At 30.3% G+C, this 20,706-nt stretch carries 16 protein-coding genes; 14 read left to right on the top strand and 2 right to left on the bottom strand.

The window, feature by feature from the left end; all coding sequences use genetic code 11:
- Window positions 1-50 precede the first annotated feature (50 nt).
- The 10 genes from leuC (at window position 51) to B5F09_RS11440 (ending at window position 10,115) form a co-directional block, all read left to right on the top strand.
- A complete protein-coding gene (gene leuC, locus B5F09_RS11485) occupies window positions 51-1,322 on the top strand; it encodes a 3-isopropylmalate dehydratase large subunit (RefSeq protein WP_087374293.1) in 1,272 nt (423 codons plus the stop codon).
- A gap of 2 nt (window positions 1,323-1,324) precedes the next feature.
- Window positions 1,325-1,807, top strand: coding sequence for a 3-isopropylmalate dehydratase small subunit (leuD, locus tag B5F09_RS11480; protein WP_087302531.1), 483 nt, complete (start codon window positions 1,325-1,327; stop codon window positions 1,805-1,807).
- Complete coding sequence (gene leuB, locus B5F09_RS11475) at window positions 1,808-2,890, top strand: 3-isopropylmalate dehydrogenase (RefSeq protein ID WP_087374291.1); 1,083 nt, start codon at window positions 1,808-1,810, stop codon at window positions 2,888-2,890.
- A 13-nt stretch (window positions 2,891-2,903) separates the two neighbouring features.
- Window positions 2,904-4,580, top strand: coding sequence for a dihydroxy-acid dehydratase (gene ilvD, locus B5F09_RS11470; RefSeq protein WP_087374290.1), 1,677 nt, complete (start codon window positions 2,904-2,906; stop codon window positions 4,578-4,580).
- A 19-nt stretch (window positions 4,581-4,599) separates the two neighbouring features.
- On the top strand, window positions 4,600-6,279 hold the full coding sequence (gene ilvB / locus B5F09_RS11465; RefSeq protein ID WP_087374288.1) for a biosynthetic-type acetolactate synthase large subunit: 1,680 nt from the start codon (window positions 4,600-4,602) through the stop codon (window positions 6,277-6,279).
- Between the two features lie 216 nt (window positions 6,280-6,495).
- Window positions 6,496-7,182: a LytTR family DNA-binding domain-containing protein gene (locus B5F09_RS11460; protein ID WP_158095844.1), complete on the top strand. Its 687-nt coding sequence runs from the start codon at window positions 6,496-6,498 to the stop codon at window positions 7,180-7,182.
- Window positions 7,179-8,438 carry a GHKL domain-containing protein gene (locus tag B5F09_RS11455; protein WP_087374284.1) on the top strand — a complete coding sequence of 420 codons (1,260 nt, stop codon included), beginning with the start codon at window positions 7,179-7,181 and terminating at the stop codon, window positions 8,436-8,438. Before B5F09_RS11460 ends, B5F09_RS11455 begins: the two co-directional genes overlap by 4 nt.
- Before the next feature lie 101 nt (window positions 8,439-8,539).
- Window positions 8,540-9,073 carry an accessory gene regulator B family protein gene (locus tag B5F09_RS11450; protein WP_087374282.1) on the top strand — a complete coding sequence of 178 codons (534 nt, stop codon included), beginning with the start codon at window positions 8,540-8,542 and terminating at the stop codon, window positions 9,071-9,073.
- Window positions 9,074-9,343: 270 nt separating this feature from the next.
- Window positions 9,344-9,673, top strand: coding sequence for a hypothetical protein (locus tag B5F09_RS11445; RefSeq protein ID WP_087374280.1), 330 nt, complete (start codon window positions 9,344-9,346; stop codon window positions 9,671-9,673).
- Between the two features lie 28 nt (window positions 9,674-9,701).
- Complete coding sequence (locus B5F09_RS11440) at window positions 9,702-10,115, top strand: peptide deformylase (protein WP_087374278.1); 414 nt, start codon at window positions 9,702-9,704, stop codon at window positions 10,113-10,115.
- A gap of 36 nt (window positions 10,116-10,151) precedes the next feature.
- Here the strand turns inward: B5F09_RS11440 and B5F09_RS11435 are convergent, their stop codons facing one another.
- Window positions 10,152-12,176 (bottom strand): lysozyme inhibitor LprI family protein, encoded by a 2,025-nt coding sequence (locus tag B5F09_RS11435; RefSeq protein WP_087374276.1) that lies wholly within the window; start codon window positions 12,174-12,176, stop codon window positions 10,152-10,154.
- A 123-nt stretch (window positions 12,177-12,299) separates the two neighbouring features.
- The gene (locus B5F09_RS11430) at window positions 12,300-13,244 is read right to left on the bottom strand and encodes an L-lactate dehydrogenase (RefSeq protein WP_087374275.1); all 945 of its coding nucleotides are present in this window, start codon (window positions 13,242-13,244) and stop codon (window positions 12,300-12,302) included.
- 380 nt (window positions 13,245-13,624) lie between these two features.
- On the opposite strand from B5F09_RS11430, the gene B5F09_RS11425 reads away from it, so the two are divergent.
- The 4 genes from B5F09_RS11425 to B5F09_RS11410 form a co-directional block, all read left to right on the top strand.
- On the top strand, window positions 13,625-15,670 hold the full coding sequence (locus B5F09_RS11425) for a cohesin domain-containing protein (protein WP_087374272.1): 2,046 nt from the start codon (window positions 13,625-13,627) through the stop codon (window positions 15,668-15,670).
- 72 nt (window positions 15,671-15,742) lie between these two features.
- The gene (locus tag B5F09_RS11420) at window positions 15,743-17,455 is read left to right on the top strand and encodes an O-antigen ligase family protein (protein ID WP_087374270.1); all 1,713 of its coding nucleotides are present in this window, start codon (window positions 15,743-15,745) and stop codon (window positions 17,453-17,455) included.
- A 5-nt stretch (window positions 17,456-17,460) separates the two neighbouring features.
- Window positions 17,461-19,194: an Ig-like domain-containing protein gene (locus tag B5F09_RS11415; RefSeq protein WP_087374267.1), complete on the top strand. Its 1,734-nt coding sequence runs from the start codon at window positions 17,461-17,463 to the stop codon at window positions 19,192-19,194.
- A 676-nt stretch (window positions 19,195-19,870) separates the two neighbouring features.
- Window positions 19,871-20,706 (top strand): leucine-rich repeat domain-containing protein (locus B5F09_RS11410; protein WP_143357508.1); only part of this gene is annotated, 836 nt, incomplete at its 3' end.

The raw sequence follows: 20,706 nt of genomic DNA, 5'->3' as shown, positions 1-20,706 counted from the left end.
AACTCCTTAATTACAACCTACAAAGGTAATAAATAAGGGGGATATAAATAATGGCAATGACAATGACGCAAAAAATATTGGCTGATCATGCTGGTATGGATTCAGTTGTGGCCGGTCAATTGATAGAAGCAAAATTGGATGTGGTTATGGCTAATGATATTACAGGGCCAATGGCATTACCAATTTTTAGACAAATGGCTGATAAAGTATTTGATAAAGATAAGGTTGTATTAGTGCCTGATCACTTTACACCTAATAAAGATATTAAATCAGCTGAAAACTCTAAAGCTATTTTAGATTTTTCTAATGAACAAGAATTAACATACCATATGGAACAAGGAAAATGTGGGGTAGAACATGCTATTTTACCAGAAATGGGAATTGTTGTCGCTGGTGAGTGTATTATTGGAGCTGATTCTCATACTTGTTCATATGGGGCTTTAGGTGCTTTTTCAACTGGAGTTGGAACTACTGATATTGCTACTGGAATGGCAACTGGTGAGTTATGGTTTAAAGTACCAGAAGCAATTAAATTTGTTTTAACTGGTAAACCAACTAAATACGTCAGTGGTAAAGATATTATTTTGCATATAATTAATGAAATTGGTGTTGATGGGGCTTTATATAAATCAATGGAATTTGTTGGTGATGGTATTCAATATTTAACAATGGATGATCGTTTTACAATTTGTAATATGGCTATTGAAGCTGGGGCTAAAAATGGTATTTTCCCAGTTGATGATCAAACAATTGCTTATATGAAAGAACATTCAAAAAAAGAATATAAAATTTATGAAGCTGATCCAGATGCGCCTTATGAAAAGGTCATTGAAATAGATTTAAGTAAAGTTCGTCCAACAGTCGCATTTCCACATTTACCTGGAAATGGGCATACAATTGATGAAATCGAAACTATGGAACCAATTTATATTGATCAAGTAGTAATTGGTTCATGTACTAATGGACGAATTAGTGATTTAAGAAAAGCAGCAGCGATATTAAAAGGTAAAAAGGTTGCTAAAAACGTTCGAGTTATGGTTGTTCCAGCTACACAAAAAATCTTTTTACAATGTATTGTTGAAGGTTTAGCAGAAATTTTTGTAGAAGCTGGATGTGCTTTTAATACTCCTAGCTGTGGACCATGTATGGGTGGTCATATGGGAGTTATGGCTAAAGGTGAAAAGTGTGTTTCTACAACAAATCGTAACTTCGTAGGAAGAATGGGTGATACAGAAGCTTTAATTTATTTGGCTTCACCAGAAGTAGCAGCAGCAAGTGCGATTGCTGGATATATCGCAAATCCAGAAAAGGTGGGTGAGTAATAATGAAAATATATAAATATGGTGATAACGTTGATACTGATGTAATTATTCCAGCGCGATATCTAAATTCATTTGATGCTAAAGAATTAGCAACTCACGCAATGGTTGATATTGATCCTGATTTTGCAAACACAGTTGAACAAGGTGATATTATTGTTGCTGGACAAAATTTTGGTTGCGGTTCATCAAGAGAACATGCTCCACTTTGTTTAAAAACAGCTGGTGTAAAATGTATTATTGCTAAAAGTTTTGCTCGAATCTTTTATCGTAATTCAATTAATATTGGTTTTCCAATTATGGAATGTCCCGAGGCTGTAGATGGTATTGAACAAGGGGATGAAGTAACTGTAGATTTTGGTAGTGGAGTTATAACAAATGTTACTAAAGGAAAGTCTTATCAAAGTCAGCCATTCCCTGAATTTTTACAAAAAATGATTGCAGCTGATGGTTTGGTTAATTACGTTAATGCAAAAAGAGGTAAATAAATGGAAAAGAATATTGCGGTAATCAAAGGTGATGGGATTGGACCAGAAATTGTAAATGAAGCAATTAAAGTTTTAGATGCCATTGCTAATAAATATAATCATAAATTTAATTACACTAATATTTTAATGGGTGGTGCTTCAATTGATGAATATGGGGTTCCTTTAACTGATGAAGCATTACAAATTGCTAAAGATAGCGATAGCGTATTATTAGGATCAATCGGTGGTGATACTAATACATCACCATGGTATAAATTAGAACCTAATCTACGTCCTGAAGCAGGATTATTAAAAATTCGTAAAGAATTAGGATTATTTGCTAATTTAAGACCAGCTATTTTATATGACGAGCTAAAAGGAGCTTGTCCATTAAAAGAAGAATTAACTGCTGGTGGTTTTGATATGATGATCATGCGTGAACTAACAGGTGGTTTATATTTTGGTAAACGTTCGACTGAAGATGAAAATGGAGAACTAGTAGCGCGTGATTCAATGAGTTATAGCGAAACTGAAATTAGAAGAATTGCTAAAAGAGCATTCGATATTGCAATGAAAAGAAATAAAAAAGTTACTAGTGTTGATAAAGCTAATGTTTTAGATACTTCAAGATTATGGCGTAAGGTAGTTGGAGAAGTAGCTAAAGATTATCCAGAAGTAACTTTAGAAAATATGTTAGTTGATAACTGCGCAATGCAGTTGGTCAAAGATCCTAAACAATTTGATGTTATCTTAACTGAAAATATGTTTGGTGATATTTTAAGTGATGAAGCAAGTATGGTAACTGGATCAATTGGTATGTTATCAAGTGCTTCACTTAGAGAAGATAAATTTGGAATGTACGAACCTAGTCATGGCAGTGCCCCAGATATTGCTGGTAAAGATTTAGCTAATCCGATTGCTACTATTTTATCAGCAGCGATGATGCTTCGTTATTCTTTTGATTTAGATAAGGAAGCTGATGCAATAGAAATGGCGATTGAAAAAGTCTTAAAACAAGGATATCGTACTAGTGATATTATGTCTGAAGGAAAGACATTAGTTGGAACAGAAGAAATGGGTAACTTAATCGTTGCCAATATTTAAAGGGGGAATTTAAATGCGTAGTGATAATGTAAAAAGTGGAAGTGAAAGAGCACCACATCGTTCATTATTCAATGCTTTAGGATATACTGATGAAGAATTACAACGTCCATTAATTGGGGTAGTAAATTCATATAATGAAATTGTACCTGGGCATATGAATCTTGATAAAATTGCTGAAGCAGTAAAAAAAGGAGTATATTTAGCTGGTGGGGTACCAGTTGAGATTCCAGCTATTGCTGTTTGTGATGGAATCGCAATGAATCATACGGGGATGAAATATTCATTAGTGACTCGTGAATTAATCGCAGATAGTACTGAAGCTTTAGCAATGGCTCATCAATTTGATGGTTTAGTTATGATACCAAACTGTGATAAAAACGTGCCGGGGTTATTAATGGCTGCGGCTCGTTTAAATATTCCTACTGTCTTTGTATCAGGAGGTCCAATGCTTGCTGGACGAAGAGTTGATGGTAAACAAACTTGCTTATCTTCATTGTTTGAAGCAGTAGGACAGTTTAATGCTGGTACAATTAGTGAAGAAAAATTACATGAAATTGAACAAAAAGCTTGTCCAACATGTGGATCATGTTCAGGAATGTATACGGCTAATTCAATGAACTGTTTAACAGAAGTTTTAGGAATGGGCTTAAAAGGGAATGGAACAATTCCTGCTGTTTTCTCTGAAAGAATTCGTTTAGCTAAACACGCTGGAATGCAGGTAATGGAATGTATTAAAAAGAATATTAGACCACGTGATATCATGACTAAAGAAGCTTTTTATAATGCTTTAACAATTGATATGGCACTTGGATGTTCAACAAACTCAATGCTTCACTTACCAGCAATCGCTCATGAAGCAGGAGTAGAATTGAATTTAGAAATTGCTAATGAAATTAGTAAGAAAACACCTAATTTATGCCATTTAGCACCTGCTGGTGATACATTTATGGAAGATTTAAATGATGCTGGTGGTGTTTATGCGGTAATGAATGAAATCAACAAATTAGGTTTATTGCATACTGATATTATGACCGTTACTGGAAAAACTGTTGGTGAAAATATTGAAGGATGTGTTAATTTAAATCCAGAAATAATTCGTCCAGTGGAAAATCCATATTCACCTTATGGTGGAATTGCAGTTTTAAAAGGAAATATTGCACCAAATGGTGCTGTTGTAAAACAATCAGCAGTAGCTAAAGAAATGATGGTTCATAGTGGACCAGCACGTGTTTTTGATAGTGAAGATGATGCTATTGCAGCAATTAGAGCTGGAAAAATTGTAAAAGGTGATGTTGTTGTAATTCGTTATGAAGGGCCAAAAGGTGGACCGGGAATGCGAGAAATGCTTTCACCAACAAGTGAAATTGCGGGAATGGGCTTAGATAAAGATGTTGCTTTAATTACTGATGGTCGTTTCTCTGGAGCTACTCGTGGTGCTTCAATTGGTCATGTTTCACCAGAAGCTGCATCAGGTGGTCCAATTGCCTTAGTAGAAGAAGGAGATATCATTGATATAGATATTTTAGAACATTCTATCAATGTTCGTTTAAGTGATGAAGAATTAGCTAAACGTAAAGCTAAATGGCAACCTAGAGAGCCAAAAATTACTAAAGGATATTTAGTAAGATATGCTTCAATGGTTACTTCAGCTGATCGTGGTGCTGTTCTAGAAGTAAAACCAACTAAGTAGAGATAAGGAGGATAGGATAATGTTATTGACAGGTTCGCAAATTGTTGCTGAATGTTTAATCGAACAAGGTGTAGATACAGTTTTCGGTTATCCAGGGGGAACAATTTTAAATGTATATGATGCGTTATATGAATATAAAGATAGAATTAATCATATTCTAACTTCCCATGAACAAGGGGCGGCCCATGCTGCTGATGGTTATGCCCGTGCAACTGGTAAAGTTGGAGTGTGTTTAGCAACTTCAGGACCTGGAGCTACAAATTTAGTTACTGGAATTGCTACGGCATATATGGATTCTTCACCAGTAGTAGCAATTACAGCTAACGTTGCCGTATCTCTACTAGGTCGTGATAGTTTTCAGGAAATTGATATTACTGGTGTGACAATACCGATAACTAAACATAATTTTATTGTTAAAAATATTAAAGATTTAGCACCAACAATTAGAAAAGCATTTCAAATTGCTAAAGAAGGTCGACCTGGACCAGTATTAGTAGATATTACTAAAGACGTTACAGCGGCTACAATTGATTTTGAACCACAAGTACCGGAAAAAATTGAGCCACGTAAATATACTTATGGTAATCAAGAATTAGATCAAGCAATCAAAATGATTGAAGAAAGTGAAAAACCATACATTTTTGTTGGTGGTGGTGCAATTACTAGCGGTGCTGCTGCACAAGTTAAAGAATTTGCCGAAAAAATCGATGCTCCAGTTACTGATTCATTAATGGGTAAAGGTGCATTTGATACTACTAGACCTCGTTATACTGGTATGTTAGGAATGCATGGAACTAAAACATCAAACTTTGGTGTCAGCAAATGTGATTTACTAATTGTAGTAGGAGCTCGTTTCTCTGATCGAGTTACTGGTGATACAGCGTCTTTTGCTAAAAATGCTAAAATTATTCACATTGATGTTGATGCTGCTGAAATCAATAAAAATGTAGTTGTTGATTTAGGAATTGTTGGGGATGCTAAAAGCGTATTAACTGAATTAAATGCTAAATTGACAAGACAAAGTCATCCACAATGGTTAAAAGAAATCAGAGATCTAAAAGAACAGTATCCATTAAGCTATGATGATAATGGGTTGACAGGTCCTTATGTAATTGAACAAATTGATTACTTAACTAATAGCGAAGCTATCATTTGTACAGATGTTGGTCAACATCAAATGTGGGCTGCTCAATATTATCGTTTTAGAAGACCACGTCAATTTATTTCTTCAGGTGGTGCTGGAACTATGGGATTTGGATTAGGTGCCGCTATGGGAGCTAAGTTAGGAAATCCTGATAAAACAGTATTCAACATCGCAGGTGATGGCTGCTTTAGAATGAATATGAACGAATTAGCAACTTTAAGTCGTTATAATATCCCAGTTATTCAAGTAGTTATGAATAATCATGTATTAGGAATGGTTCGTCAATGGCAAACTTTATTCTATGGAAAACGTTATTCAAATACTATCCTTACTGATAAAGTTGATTTTTGCAAAGTTGCTGAAGGATTAGGATGCAAAGCTATTAAAGTTACTACTAAAGAAGAAGTTGCTCCAGCTATTAAAGAAGCAATGGAATATAATGGACCAGTAGTAATTGAATGTATTATAGATCAAGATGATAAAGTATTCCCAATGGTTGCTCCAGGAGCACCAATTGCTAAAGCATTCGATGCATCTGATTTGAAAAATAAATAATTATTAAGTGCTTCAGGATAAATATTCTGAAGTACTTTTTTTCTTAAATACATTCTTAGTTAGTTTAGTACTTTTTCGACAAATCATATTTAACTTTTAAATAAATTGAGCTATTATAAAAGCAATTGTCAGTTAATTTTATAAATGTCTTTTTTACAGTACAATTATTGTTTATTAATAATCATTATAATTTATAAAATGATGAGGAGACATGAAATGAAAATAGCAATTTTAGATGATGAAATTTATTATTGCAATAAAATAGAAAAATTAATTCACGAAAACAAATTATTAGAAACATGTACAATAGACAAATACACCAAACCCATTGATTTTATTAACCGTACTAAACATTACGATATATTATTCTTGGATATTGATATGCCAGAAATAGATGGTATTGCCCTATCGAAACAGTTACGCTTTGATAATATAATAATAATCTTTATAACTAGTATTAAAGATCGTATGGCTGAAGCTTTTGGAATTAATGTTGCTGGATATATCTTTAAAAATCAACTAGAGGAAGAAATAAATCGTGTTTTAAAAGAAACATTCAAGTTAGTACGTCAAAATCAAAAGATAAAAATTATTACTAAAAAAGAAATGTATTACTTTAATCCTATGAATGTTTTATATATTGAGTATCTTCAAAAACATGTTATAGTTCATTTAATAGATGGAAAAGAAGATATTGGATATGTTCCTTTAAAAGAAATATTCCCCCTTTTACCAATTCAATTTATCCAAGTAAATAAAAATCAAATCATTAATATCGATAATGTTTGTAAAATGAAAGGCAACATCATAACATTAAATCATACTGGCGAAGAAATAGAAGTAAGTCGTAGGAAGAAAGAATATGTTTTTGAATTAATAATGAAAGTGATGGAAAGAATATGATTAATTTTTTAATTGAGTATATTTATTCTTTAATGTATGTTATTGGCTTAACGTTTATAATTTCTTTAGTAATTCCCAATGTTAGAAAACAAAATACAGTCAAATTAATGATTTCAGCAATAATTTATGCTATTGTTGTAAATATTGTTACATATTCTACCGCTGATTTTGCAAGCTGGTTTATCATTGGTAATCTTATTTGTATGGCAACAGACTTCATCTATTGCGGTTTTATCACTAATCAGTATAAGTTGAGTAATTTATTAGTGACGATTTTGTATTATAATGTGTTTGTCATAAGTTGTGGGGTAATAATTTCATCAATTATGATGTTTTTTTCAATAGATTATTATAGTGTGGTATCAGGTGAAAGTAGGGCTATTGCAGTAGCAATTGTAAATATTTACTCTATAATTGTTAGTTATGCTATTTTAAAAAATAAGAAAAATATTTTAAAAGATATGCCTAGAATAAATGTTGTATTTTATACAGTTATCAATGTCATTGAATTATTTATAATTTTATTACTAAATACAATTTTATCAGAAAATAATGATATAAATATAGCTATTTCAATTATTTTAATGACATTATTATTGATTCTAGTAAATTACTTTATAATTTCTTCATCAGAAAATTTTATTGAAAAGGGAAAATTAGAATTATTGGAGAATTCTTATAGTATAACTAAACAGTATTTAGAAGATTTAAGGCATGAACAATTGGAATTAAATAAATTTAAACATGATTTTAGTAATCATTTAAATGTATTAAATGGGCTAGTAAATAATGATTCGCTAGAGGCTAAAAAATATTTAACTAAATTAAATGAAAATTTAAAAGAAATTAAACAGGTAGTTTTTAGTGGTAATAGTGTAGTGGATTCAATTATTAATTTTAAGATTAATTTAAATCCTGATATAAATTTTGAAACAAATTTAATGGTAAAAAAAGAGATTAATATTCCTGAAAATAAATTAAGTAGTTTATTGTTTAATTTGATTGATAATGCTATTGCGGCAGCTAGAGATACTAATGATAAAACGGTAACGATTAAAATAATAAGTAAAAATGATATGTTATTAATTGAAATTAGTAATTCGACTAATAAAGAACCAAATTTCATAACTACTAAAGGTAAAGGTCATGGTAATGGTATGATGATTATTAAAGAAATTGTTTCTTCACTAGGTGGAATGATTAATTATAAATATAATCAAAATTTAGTATCGTTTAGAATTATAATTAGTGAATAAAAATAACCATAAAATAACCATTGAATCCTAAAAACCTACCGTTCAATCTCTTATTATTAAATAATGTCGAAAATTGTAATATAATTTAAGCAGGTGAAATCATGGAAAATATAAGTAGTAAAATAACAAGCTATCTGTTAGAGGGTAAGCCAGTAACTGATGATGAATTTGATGAAATACGTTTTGGGATAGAGTTGGTTATTACACAAAGTATATTATTAATTATTATATTCACTATCGGTTTACTGTTGGGGAAATTATTGGAAACTATTGTTTTTCTAGTTATAATGGTTTCTTTAAGAACATTGGTGGATGGATACCATGCAGATAGTTTTATTAAATGTATGTTTCTTACAACAATGTTATATATATTATGCATGTTAGTTTATGAACATTTAAATATTTATATTTTGATTATTTTGATGTTATATGCCGCTAAAGCGTTTTTCTTTCAGAAATCTAGTTTATTAAAGAAAAATGTTTTTAGAAGCCAATTATTGTTTATTGTATATTTGTTATTAATTGTTATTAGCTATCCAAAATCCATGATTTCATACTTAATAGGTTTTACTATTTTTATGACTGGGGTAAGTATGGAGGTGAAAAAGTACAATGACAAAAGAAAAAGTTTGTAACATGGTGAGAAAAATTGCTAAGAAATTTGAAAACAATTATTCACCAGGTGGTTTATATAAACCAAGAAGAAAAACTAAATAAAAATTAAATAACAACTGAATAAAATTGAATAAAGATTATAAAAATGGGTAATTATAATAGAGTTAAATTATATGGGTTATAAAAAATGGTAAATGAGTGTACATCATTTATCATTTTTATTTTGTTTAAAATATAATAAATGATATACTTATTAAAGAAGTATATTAACAAAAGGGGTGTAGGTATTTATGTCAAGAACAGTTAAAATAGTTGAATGTAGTCGTGATCCAGCTATTATCGATGAACAGATAAGAAACATTCTAGCAAACGATGGCTATAAATTAATCAATTATAATGATGAAATGGTCTGGAAGATGGGAACTGGTCTTATGACAGCTATGCATTATATTAAATTTGAGTTTAGTGATAATGTATTATGTATTTCTGGCTGGGTTCAGGGTGGAACTGGTAGTGTAGTAGGCGGTAAGGAACATGATTTAACTGGTTTTACGGCTGCCATTCCTAAAAAATCAGTAGCTAAAACAATGGATAAAATTGAAGCAGTAGCCACACAATAATTAATGTTTTTAAAAGGAGATATCTGGAATGATTAAAGAAATTGTAAAAGACCAGTTTCAGTTAAGTCAAAAATCAGCTATTGCTACTAAAGAAGATTTGGATATAATTACAGATCTCTTAGATACAATTAAAGCTAACAACGATCATTGTGTGGGAATGGCTGCAAATATGATAGGAGCAAATAAAAGAATAATCGTTGTTAATGATAATAATAAATATATAATAATGATTAATCCTGAAATTCTTAAATTTTCTGGTAAATTATATGAAACTGAAGAAGGCTGTTTATCACATACTGGGGTTAAAAAAACAAAGCGTTATGAAAAAATTAAGGTAAGTTATTTTGACGAGGATTTCAAAAAGAAAATTAAAACCTATCAAGGATTTACAGCTCAGATTATTCAACATGAAATTGATCATTGTAATGGTATACTAATTTAATAATGGCATGATAAAAGGAGCAAGGGTTTGCTCCTTTTAATCTATTCGATCTAATAATGCATAAGCTCTATCTCTAGTTAGTTGTCTTTTAACTGTTAAGTATTCAACAGGACCCATAGTTCCTGGGCCGAATTGTTCTCTGGCTTCGGTTGCCTGATTTTCAGCACTTTGGGACCATTGTTCTTGTTCATTGTTAAAAGCTTCAATTTCTTTACTGTTCATTTGATCTTTTAAGACACTAATGACTTCATTCATTTTATTTGTCCATTGTTCCAAAGCATTATTAGCAGCTTTTTGCATTTCTACAGTAGTTACTGCTTGTTCGTCTAGGGCAGCAAGTTCTTGTTCTAAAGCATCCATTTCTGCTTTTAATGTAGCTTTATCTTTGGTGTTTTTTTTCTTAGCAGTATTTTTATTATTGCTATTTTTATTTTTAAATAAATCATCAGTTAATTCTTGCCAGTCTAAATCAACAGTTTCATCATCCCCAGAAGTTTTATAAGTTACTAATTGTCCTAAGAAATTAAGTTTGTTAAAAGTTATTGTTTCTTCACCACCATAATAAGTACGAACACGAACTAAGTTATCGCTGCAATAAGTCATACTTTCACGATCACCAAATAAGAAACTTTCTGGAGCAGCTTTTAGATTTAATCCGTTATAAGTCCATAAATCACAAATTTCAATTTCACCAGCACCCATATCATCAACACCGATAAACATTTCTGAAATACCATCATGATTGATATCTTGATAACAATAATATAGCTTCATATTTTCATTATATCTTGCTTGTAAGCCAGATAATTGAACACGATATTCAGTTTCGTTTGGTATTTCGAATTTATCTTGCCAAGAATTATAATAAGCTTCTAAAATAGGAAGATAAATATCTGTGTTGACTGATTTTTTATTAGATAATATTAATTCAATTTTATATTCCAAATCATTAATTGTCTGATCTTGACGATTAGAATCTAAGTTAGTTTTACCAGTAATCTTTAATAACACATCACTAACTTGATCAGTAAAATTAAAGTATTCATAATTAGTTTCTTTAACGATAGCAGCATCACTAGTTAGACCAATGTTTTTAAAAGCATCTGCTGTTTCATTGTCTTGAGCTGTTGGAATTGAAGCTGATTCATATTTATATAATTGTTTAGCTAGTTTGTTTTCTTTATATTGTAAAATAAATGTTTCATGACTATAACCATCACTATAATTATAAAAGAGGTTATAAAGAGTACCACAAATATAAATTTGATCATCGTGTTCCTGGATGAAAATTCCGGTATTTTCTAAATCACCAATTCCAAGTACAAATTGTTCTAAGGTTAAACTATCACTTAATGAAACATTACCATCACTTTCTTCATAAATATTGATCGTGATTTGATTTCTTGTATAATCAAAATCAGGAACCAGGTTATCTAATGTTAATACTAACAGTTCATCTTGACCGTCGTTATCAAAATCCATAATTCTTGAAGTTAAAATCCCAGCTAAATCATGGATACTATCAATTTCAAAAGCATTGTATGGATTAGTAATATGTACATAACTAGCTTTGTAATTTCCTTCACTAACTTGACCGATTTGTGGAATTAAGACATCTTGAACATAAGTTGCTAAAGAATATTTTATTTTTATAGTTTCATCATCAGTGTTTTCATCTGCCTTTTTTAAGATTTCAACAACTTTAGGATAATCATTTTGAGACATATAAAGATTTGATAGCTTTTGATATGGTTCAACTTGTTTAGGATCAATATCAATAGCTTGTAAATAAGCATCTTCAGCTTTTTGATAATCCATATCCTCAATATAAGTATCTGCATCTTCTAAAGCTAAGTCATAATTACTTTTTTTAGGTTCTTGATTAATGAAAATAAAATAAATAGCTAAAGCAATAGCAATAACAACTACCACAATTCCGGCAATCATGAAAATACGATTCTTTTTTATGTTTTCAATTTTAGAGGATTCGATTTTACTACCACATTGGCTACAATAAAGAGCACCCTCTTTATTATCAAATCCACATTTCTTACATTTCATTTAAACGCCTTCTTTCTATGAAATTACTTATTTAACCTAAAGAATAATATACCATATAATCACTTAAAAATACAGATTGTCAAATAAAAAAGCCAGAAACTAAGTTCTGGCAATATCTATAAACTAAATATCTAAACTATTTAAAATATCTTTTAAAGCTTTAGCACTAGCTTGTAATTTTTCATTTTCTTCATTATTTAAATGAATATCAACAACTTTTTCAACTCCGTTTTGCCCAACGACAGTTGGAATACTTAAACATAATCCATCTAAACCAAATTCACCTTGCATTAAGCTAGATACAGGTAATACAGCGTGTTCATCTTTAACAATAGCTTCAACAATTCTTTTTACTGCAACAGCTACACCGTAATAAGTAGCCCCTTTACGTTCGATGATTTCATAAGCACTATCACGAACTTCTTGAGCTAATCTTTCCATTGCTTCTTCATGTTGGAAATGTCCTCTTAATTCACAGAAGTGATTAATATGAATACCACCAACAGAAGCTCCAGACCAGACAGCTAATTCACTGTCACCATGTTCACCAATAATATAAGCATGAATATTACGAGGATCTACTTGTAAATGACGACCTAATACATATTTTAATCTTGCTGTATCTAGAACCGTACCAGATCCAATTACACGATTAGCAGGGAAACCTGATAATTTTAAAGTTACTTCAGTTAGAATATCAACCGGGTTAGAAACTACTAAAATTATTCCTTCACAATTTCTACTAGTAATTTCTGGAATTATACTTTTGAAAATATTAACATTTTTCTTTACTAAATCTAATCTAGTTTCATTTGGTTTTTGATTTGCGCCAGCTGTAATAACAATAATACCAGCATCAACAATATCATCATAAGTTCCCGCATAGATTTTCATTGGTGTTAAATAAGCACTACCATGACTTAAATCCATTGCTTCCCCTTCAGCTCTTTCTTTATTTGCATCTATTAAAACCATTTCTGAAAATAAACCTGTTTGAATTAAACTAAATGCTGATGTTGATCCAACAAACCCACATCCGATTACTGCAATTTTTTGCATATTTACCATAATAATTTCCTCCTCTTGTTACTTTCAGTATACCGTTTTTTTAAATAAATACAAATTTAATGCCCTTATTTTTTTGTATATTAATTTTTATTGATTGAATCAACATTTTTTTATCTAGTGATATATTAAATATAAAAAAGATAAACCTGATTATAAGTTTATCTGTGCTCTGCTATAAAGTTTTCTAAATACTATATGTATAAAAAAAGCAATTACCTTGTGTGTTGATATACGCTATAAAAAGTCATTTATAGCATATAACAATTCATATAGATATCATGAAAATTATATGTCACACTTAAAGGAACACCTATGCATAATAAGAACATAATTTTATAATCAAAGCAAAAGTTACTTTTAGTAACGGAAAGGAGAAAGGAATGAAAAGTATGAAGAAAGGTTTCAAAGCACTAGTTGCTTTGCTTACTGTTATGGCTATGTTGGTATTCCCAACAACACATGTTCATGCTAGTGATGACATTGCTTATAAGATTAGTGTAGAAGCAGTATCAAAAGATGAAATTAATGTTAAAATTATAATTCCTGGAGGAACGCTTGTTTCGGGTGGAAATGGTACATTAGAATTTGATACGGAATCATTAACATATGTAAGCAGAACTGCTGGTTCTATCATTACTGAAAGTGGGGATCCTGCTTTTATTATTGTTAATACTAATAATGCAGCTTCAGGAAGTGTTAGATTTTCAATTGCGGGTGCTTATCCAATTATAAATGATGGTGTTGTTACAACATTGAAGTTCTCACTTAATGACGGTGCTACTGTGGATGCATCTGATTTTAGAATGGTTGACTGGTCTATTGGTAATATTAATGACTCTACTCATCCGTTAGCAGGAAGTGCTCAAGGTGATGTAGTACCTCCAGCTAGTATTAGTTGTCCTCATGAAACATACTCTTGGAAAACTGTAACAGAAGCTACATGTACAACAGAAGGAGTAGAAAAATACACTTGTGATTTATGTGGACATGGTGATGAAACTAGAACTATTCCTACGCTTGGGCATACAGCTGGAGAATGGCAAATTGTAACAGAAGCTACATGTGCTAAAGAAGGTTTGAAACAACAAAAATGTACAGTATGTGGTGAAGTTATCAATGAAGAAATTATTCCAACAACAGATCATACACCAGGAGAATGGAAAACTGTATCAGAAGTTAGTTGTACATCAGATGGTGTAAGAGAACAAGAATGTTCAGTTTGTCATGAAGTTATTAATCGAGAAGTAGTTCCAGCACTAGGTCATGATTATACTGGAGAATGGGTAGTTACAAAACAACCAACATGTACAGAACCAGGTATTGAAACAAATAATTGTCTAAGATGTGGGGAAACTGTTGAAAGAGAAATTCGTGCAAAAGGACATACAGCTGGCGCATGGGAAGTAGAAACAGAACCTACATGTACTGAAACAGGTGTAAAAGTACAAAAATGTACAGTATGTGGTGAAGTTGTTAACACTGAAACTATTCCAGCATTAGGTCATGATCATACTGGAGAATGGACAGTTACAAAACAACCAACATGTACAGAACCTGGAATTCGCACAAATGAATGTTCAAGATGTGATGAAATAGTTACAGAAGAAATTCCAGCGTTAGGTCATGATTGGAGTGAATGGGAAGAAACTACACCTGCAACTTGCGAAGATGTTGGTGAAGAAACAAGAGAATGTACAGTATGTGGTGCAACTGAAACAAGAGAAATTGCTGCTTTAGGTCACAATCATGATGATTCTAATTGGGTAGTAAAAACACCTGCAACATGTACAAAGCCTGGTATTGAATCTAATGTTTGTACAGTATGTGGTGAAGATGAGCAAACAAGAGAAATTCCAGCTACAGGACATACAGCAGGTGATTGGGAAGTAATCGAAGAACCAACATGTGAAACTGCTGGTACTAAAGTACAATATTGTGCAGCTTGTAACGAAGTTATTAATACAGAAGAAATTCCAGCATTAGGTCACGAAGTTGAGGATGATGCTGTTTGGGTTGTAGACAAAGAACCAACATGTGCAGAACCAGGTTATAGAAGTTCTATTTGTTCAGTGTGTGGAGAAGTAGTAACTGAAGAAATTCCAGCGTTAGGTCATGATTGGAGCGACTGGTCAGTTATTAAACAAGCTACAACTACTGAAGAAGGATTAAGAGAAAGAACTTGTTTAATTTGTGGTGAAAAAGAAACAGAAGTAATTGACAAGTTACCTATAGTAGAACCAGGAGATCCAACTAAACCATCTGATAACAATACAACGACTCCTAAACCAAATACTAGTGCCGGTAATGCTGTTAAAACAGACGATAATAGTAATGTGGACGTATTATTGTTATCAATGACAGCTAGTATTGTTGGATTGTTGACTATAGGATGCTATGAAGTCAAAAAAAGAATTCTGAATCTATAATTTTAATAAGTTAATTTGGAATTTCCAAATTAACTTATTTTTTAAAATAAATTAGATGAGGATGTATGTTGTGTGAAAAAAAGAAAAAAAATTCAAAAGAAAGAATATTCATTGACTGATAAGCAATTATTATTTGTTAAAAGTTTATTTATAGGAAGCTTTTTTTTAGTTGGTATTTTTCATGAGTTTACTGCTTGTATATTCGTAGTAATAGAATTGATATTAATTTATTATTTATATCAAAAAAATAAGGGACTAATTATATATGATGATATTAATTTCGTGTTGATGATATTCATCATTTTTATGTATTTGTTTAGTGTTATATATGCAATTGATAGAGGAATGGCATTTATTGGATTTGTAACGATGTTAACAGTTATATTGTTCTTGATTATTGCCATGCAACTATCAACAAAACAACGTAATGATTTATGTAAAGTAATACCGTTATCAGGAATCATAATGATAATGATAGGATTAATATCATTAATAACAGGTATTGGATATAAATGGTTATTTGTTAATAATCGTGTGGGAGGATTTTTTCAGTATCCTAATACTTTTGCACTATTTTTATTACTAGGAATTATTGTGATTTATAATAAAAAAACATTAGAAAAAAAAGAATATTTGTTTTTTATAGTTTTGTTGTTTGGAATCTTATCGACTGGAAGCAGAACAGTATATTTAATTACTTTTGGTTTTTTAATTTATTTTAGTTATAAGAATCGCAATATTTTAAAAATTTCATTGTGTTTATTAGGATGTTTTGTAATGTTGTTATTAGTGGCAACGTTTACTAACGTAGAAATTAGTGTAATAGAGCGTATTTCTGATATTAATTTGTCATCTAGTACATTTTTAGGTCGATTATTATATTATAAGGACGGAATATTTACAGCTATCAAGCATCCTTCAGGACTAGGGTATTTGGGTCATTATTTTATTGAACCGCAAATCCAAACAGGAATTTATAGTATTCGATTTATTCATAATGATTTATTACAAATAATTTTAGATGTAGGAATCTTGCCAGGTTTTTTGTTTATATGGATTATTATTAAAAGTTTTTTGTCTAAAAATATAAATAGTTTGAATAGACAGATGATTATTGCAATTATTTTGCATAGTATGTTAGATTTTAGTCTTCAATATAAATCAATCTTTTTTATCTTAATTTTATGCTTAGATTTTTATTCTGGAAAAAAGAAAATATTATACAAAGATAATTTTAAAAATTTAAAATTATTTGGGACTTGTATAAGTAGTTTTATTGTTTTTTATATTGGAGTTTCAATGTCATTTCACTATTTTGGGTTAACTGATTTATCAATAAAATACCTGCCTTTTTATACAGAAGCAATGGTTAGTAAAATATCAACGACTAAAGATTTAGATGAGGGGATTTTATTAGCTAAAAAAATATTAAAAATTAATAGCTATGTTCCTGTTGCTTATGATGTATTGGCAGTCAATGAATATATTAATGAAAATTATGATGCGATGATACGTTATAAAGAAAAATCCATTGATTTGCAGAAATATAATATAAAAGCGCTTGATAATTATATTACAATGCTCAGTACTGCAATTGAGTATTATCAAGATGTTGATGAGGACAAATGTAACGAATATGCACAAAAAATTTTAAATATACCATTTAAAATAGATGAGATTAAAAATAATACTAGCTATTTAGCTTATCAAATTGCAGATAAGCCAGATTTTAATTTATCAATTCAATCAAAAAAAATTATTGAGATGATTAATGAAAGTAGGTGAAATTAATGGTCAAAAAGATATTAATTGGCATATTGTTTTTGTCAATGATATTTGTCAATGGTAATAGAGTGTATGCAGATGACAATATTTATATATTGACACATAATGGAATTATTCAAGAAGGAAATTTTGAACAAGTAGAATATCATTTGGATAAGAATCTAGAAGATTATCTACTAGATAATCTAGAAAAGAAAAGTAATTCAATAAATTTATCAAATTATCATATTACTGTAGATCAAATTGATGCAGTAGTTCAAGAATTATTAAATAATAACCCACGATTATACAATGTTTCATTTGATACGTGTAGTATTTCAAATAATCTGGTTATAGAATTATATCCGAAATACCAAGTTGCTAAAACAAAAAATACAGAAGATTCTTATGAAACAGTAGTCCAAAGCATTTTATCAAATATTACTGATGAGATGACTGATTTAGAAAAAATAGTTTATATTCATGAATGGTTAGTTTTAAATGTTGAATATGATTATGAAAATTATCAAAACGGAACAATTCCAAGGGAATCATATACTGCTTATGGTGCATTAGTAAATGGAGTAGCAGTATGTCAAGGTTATGCTGAGGCTTATAAAGATTTATTAGATCGATTAGGATTCGAAAATATTTTGGTAAGCAGTAACTATTTAAATCATGTTTGGAATCAAGTTTGCTTAAATGGTGATTGGTATTATATTGACGCAACTTGGGATGATCCTGTCCCTGATAAAAAGGGTCAAGTACGACATACTAATTTATTGGTATCTCAAGAAGAGCTAATTAGTACTGGTCATGATTATGGTGATTGGACTTTCCATTATTCAACCGAATCAACTAAATATGATGACTATTTTTGGGAAGATGTTACTCAGCCATTAGAATTAATAGACGGATATGTTTTTAGTGCTAGTAATAGTTATAATGAATCAGCTAAAACTGGCGAAGTGACAATTTCTAAAGTTGATATAAATACTCAGGATAGTACAAAATTAATTCAATTTACTGATCGCTGGTATGTTTTAGATAAGTCAGGATATTTTTGGATGAATGCTTTTTCAGGGTGTGTTTATCATAATGGTAGAATATATTATAATAATTCAACTCAAATTCGTTCCATAGCCTCAGATGGTAGTGATGATCAATTGGTATTGGATGTAAATCCAACAACAAATTATCTGACAGGTTTGATGAAATTTGATGATGGGTTATATTATATATTACAAGATATAAGTAATACTACTGGAAATCCATCTGAAATGATAAAATTTATGGATATAGAAGTACCAGTTACATCTATTGAAATAAATCCCAAAATATTAAATATAAGTATTGGTCAAACTCAGTCACTAGAAATAAATATTTTACCATCTTATCATACAGATACTAATATATCATACATAAGTAGTAATCCAGAAGTGGTTGTTATTGATAATCAAGGTAATGTTACAGGTGTATCAAAAGGAAATGCTACTGTTACTATAGTTGCTTCTAATGGAGTAAGCGCTAATTGTGAAATTACAGTATTAGAAGATAATCTATTATTAGGCGATGTCAATAATGACAAGTTGATTAACTATAGCGATGCAGTTATATTGTTACAAGCAGATAGTAAATTGATTGAATTAACAGAATTACAAAAATCAGTAGCCGATGTTAATAACGATAAGATAGTTGATTATAATGATGCAGTGCAAATTTTAAGATATGATGCAGGAATAATTACTGGTTTTGAATAAATAACTTAGAATCTGCTGATTTTTAAGTGGATTCTATTTTTAATGTTGTAAATAATGTGCCACATATTTTAGAACACTTATCACTGCTAATATCAAATATTTATAATAGAAACTATAGGGGAAGGAGAGGTTAGTAATGAGAAAGACATAATGCAAAATTTCACTATTATCAATGTTTTGTATTTTAATACCCGTTGAGGTGATTGAAGCAGATAAGGTAAATATATATTGGATAACATTGATAGTGTAACTGTTTATTTGGCAGATAGTTTGTTTTATTAGGATAATGCACCAGAAATAATACGTGAATTGGAAAATAGAGTTACATATGTTTTATTAAACGAATGTATTCTATTGATATTGCTGGGATTGATATGTTATATGATGATTTTCTAGATTTTTATAGTTTATGTTTTTATTTTGCTAAGAAATGGCGAATGTATGATGTTGATTTTGATGAGAATTCCATATACTGCACCTGAATATTTTTTGGATGTTATGATGATAATAATATAAATTGTAATGACGTTATACAGATTTTGAAATATGATGTTGGATTAATTGTAGAATTTTAAACAAATTAATGTAATTAAAAAGAGGTGTTGGTTTTATACATTGAAGAAAGGAAAAATATACAAATAATCTTTTGAACATTTGTATATATCGGGGAAAGTAAATGAAAAAGAAGATTATAGCATTATTTTTATCACTGGTTCTTTTAATACCTAATTCATGGGTAATCTATGCCATGAATATTGAAAGAGAAGAAATATCGATGGGCGAAACTTTGAATCATGAAGTTTCTAACGAAAAAAGTGTTTCTGAGAATGAAAATAAAGTAGAAGATTCAACTACAATTAATGATGGTACTGATAGTGTGCCAGTGTCTTCAACAGAAGTAGCAGGTCAGTCAGAAACAATTATTGCTGAAACATCAGAATATTTATATGCTATTAATGATGATTATATTGAAATCACTGGTTATTTGGGAAATGGAACAGATGTAATAATTCCTGAGCAAATTGAAGGAATACCAGTAACTAGAATAGATGGAGAAGCATTTAGGGATAATGTTAATATAAAATCAGTTAGTATGCCAAATAGTATTACTTATATTGAAGCAGGTGCTTTTGCTAATTGTTCTGAATTAACAGAAGTATCATTGTCTAAAAAACTAGCAAATATAGAAGCGCATGCATTTTATAACTGTGATAAGATAACAGAAATCGAGATACCAAAAAGTCTGGTTAAAACAGAGACAGCATATATTTATGAATATGCTGGTAGTCGTGTAGATGGTCCGTTCTATGGATGTGATGGATTGAAGAACATAACATTTGAAAAAGGAATTACAACAATAGCGAATGGATTGTTTGCCAACTGTCCAGGAATTGAAAATGTGATTATACCAGATACAGTCACTGTAATTGGTAATACAGCTTTTGGTTATTCAAGCAATCTGTCTCAGGTGGAGTTTGGAGAAAATGTAGAAGAAATAGGAGACCATGCATT

Origin of the sequence: Erysipelatoclostridium sp. An173 (genome assembly GCF_002160495.1) — a bacterium.
GTDB classification, from domain to species: Bacteria; Bacillota_I; Bacilli_A; order Erysipelotrichales; family Coprobacillaceae; genus Thomasclavelia; species Thomasclavelia merdavium.
Note: the sequence above shows the minus strand (reverse complement) of the source record. Positions and strands in the feature narration are given on the sequence as shown.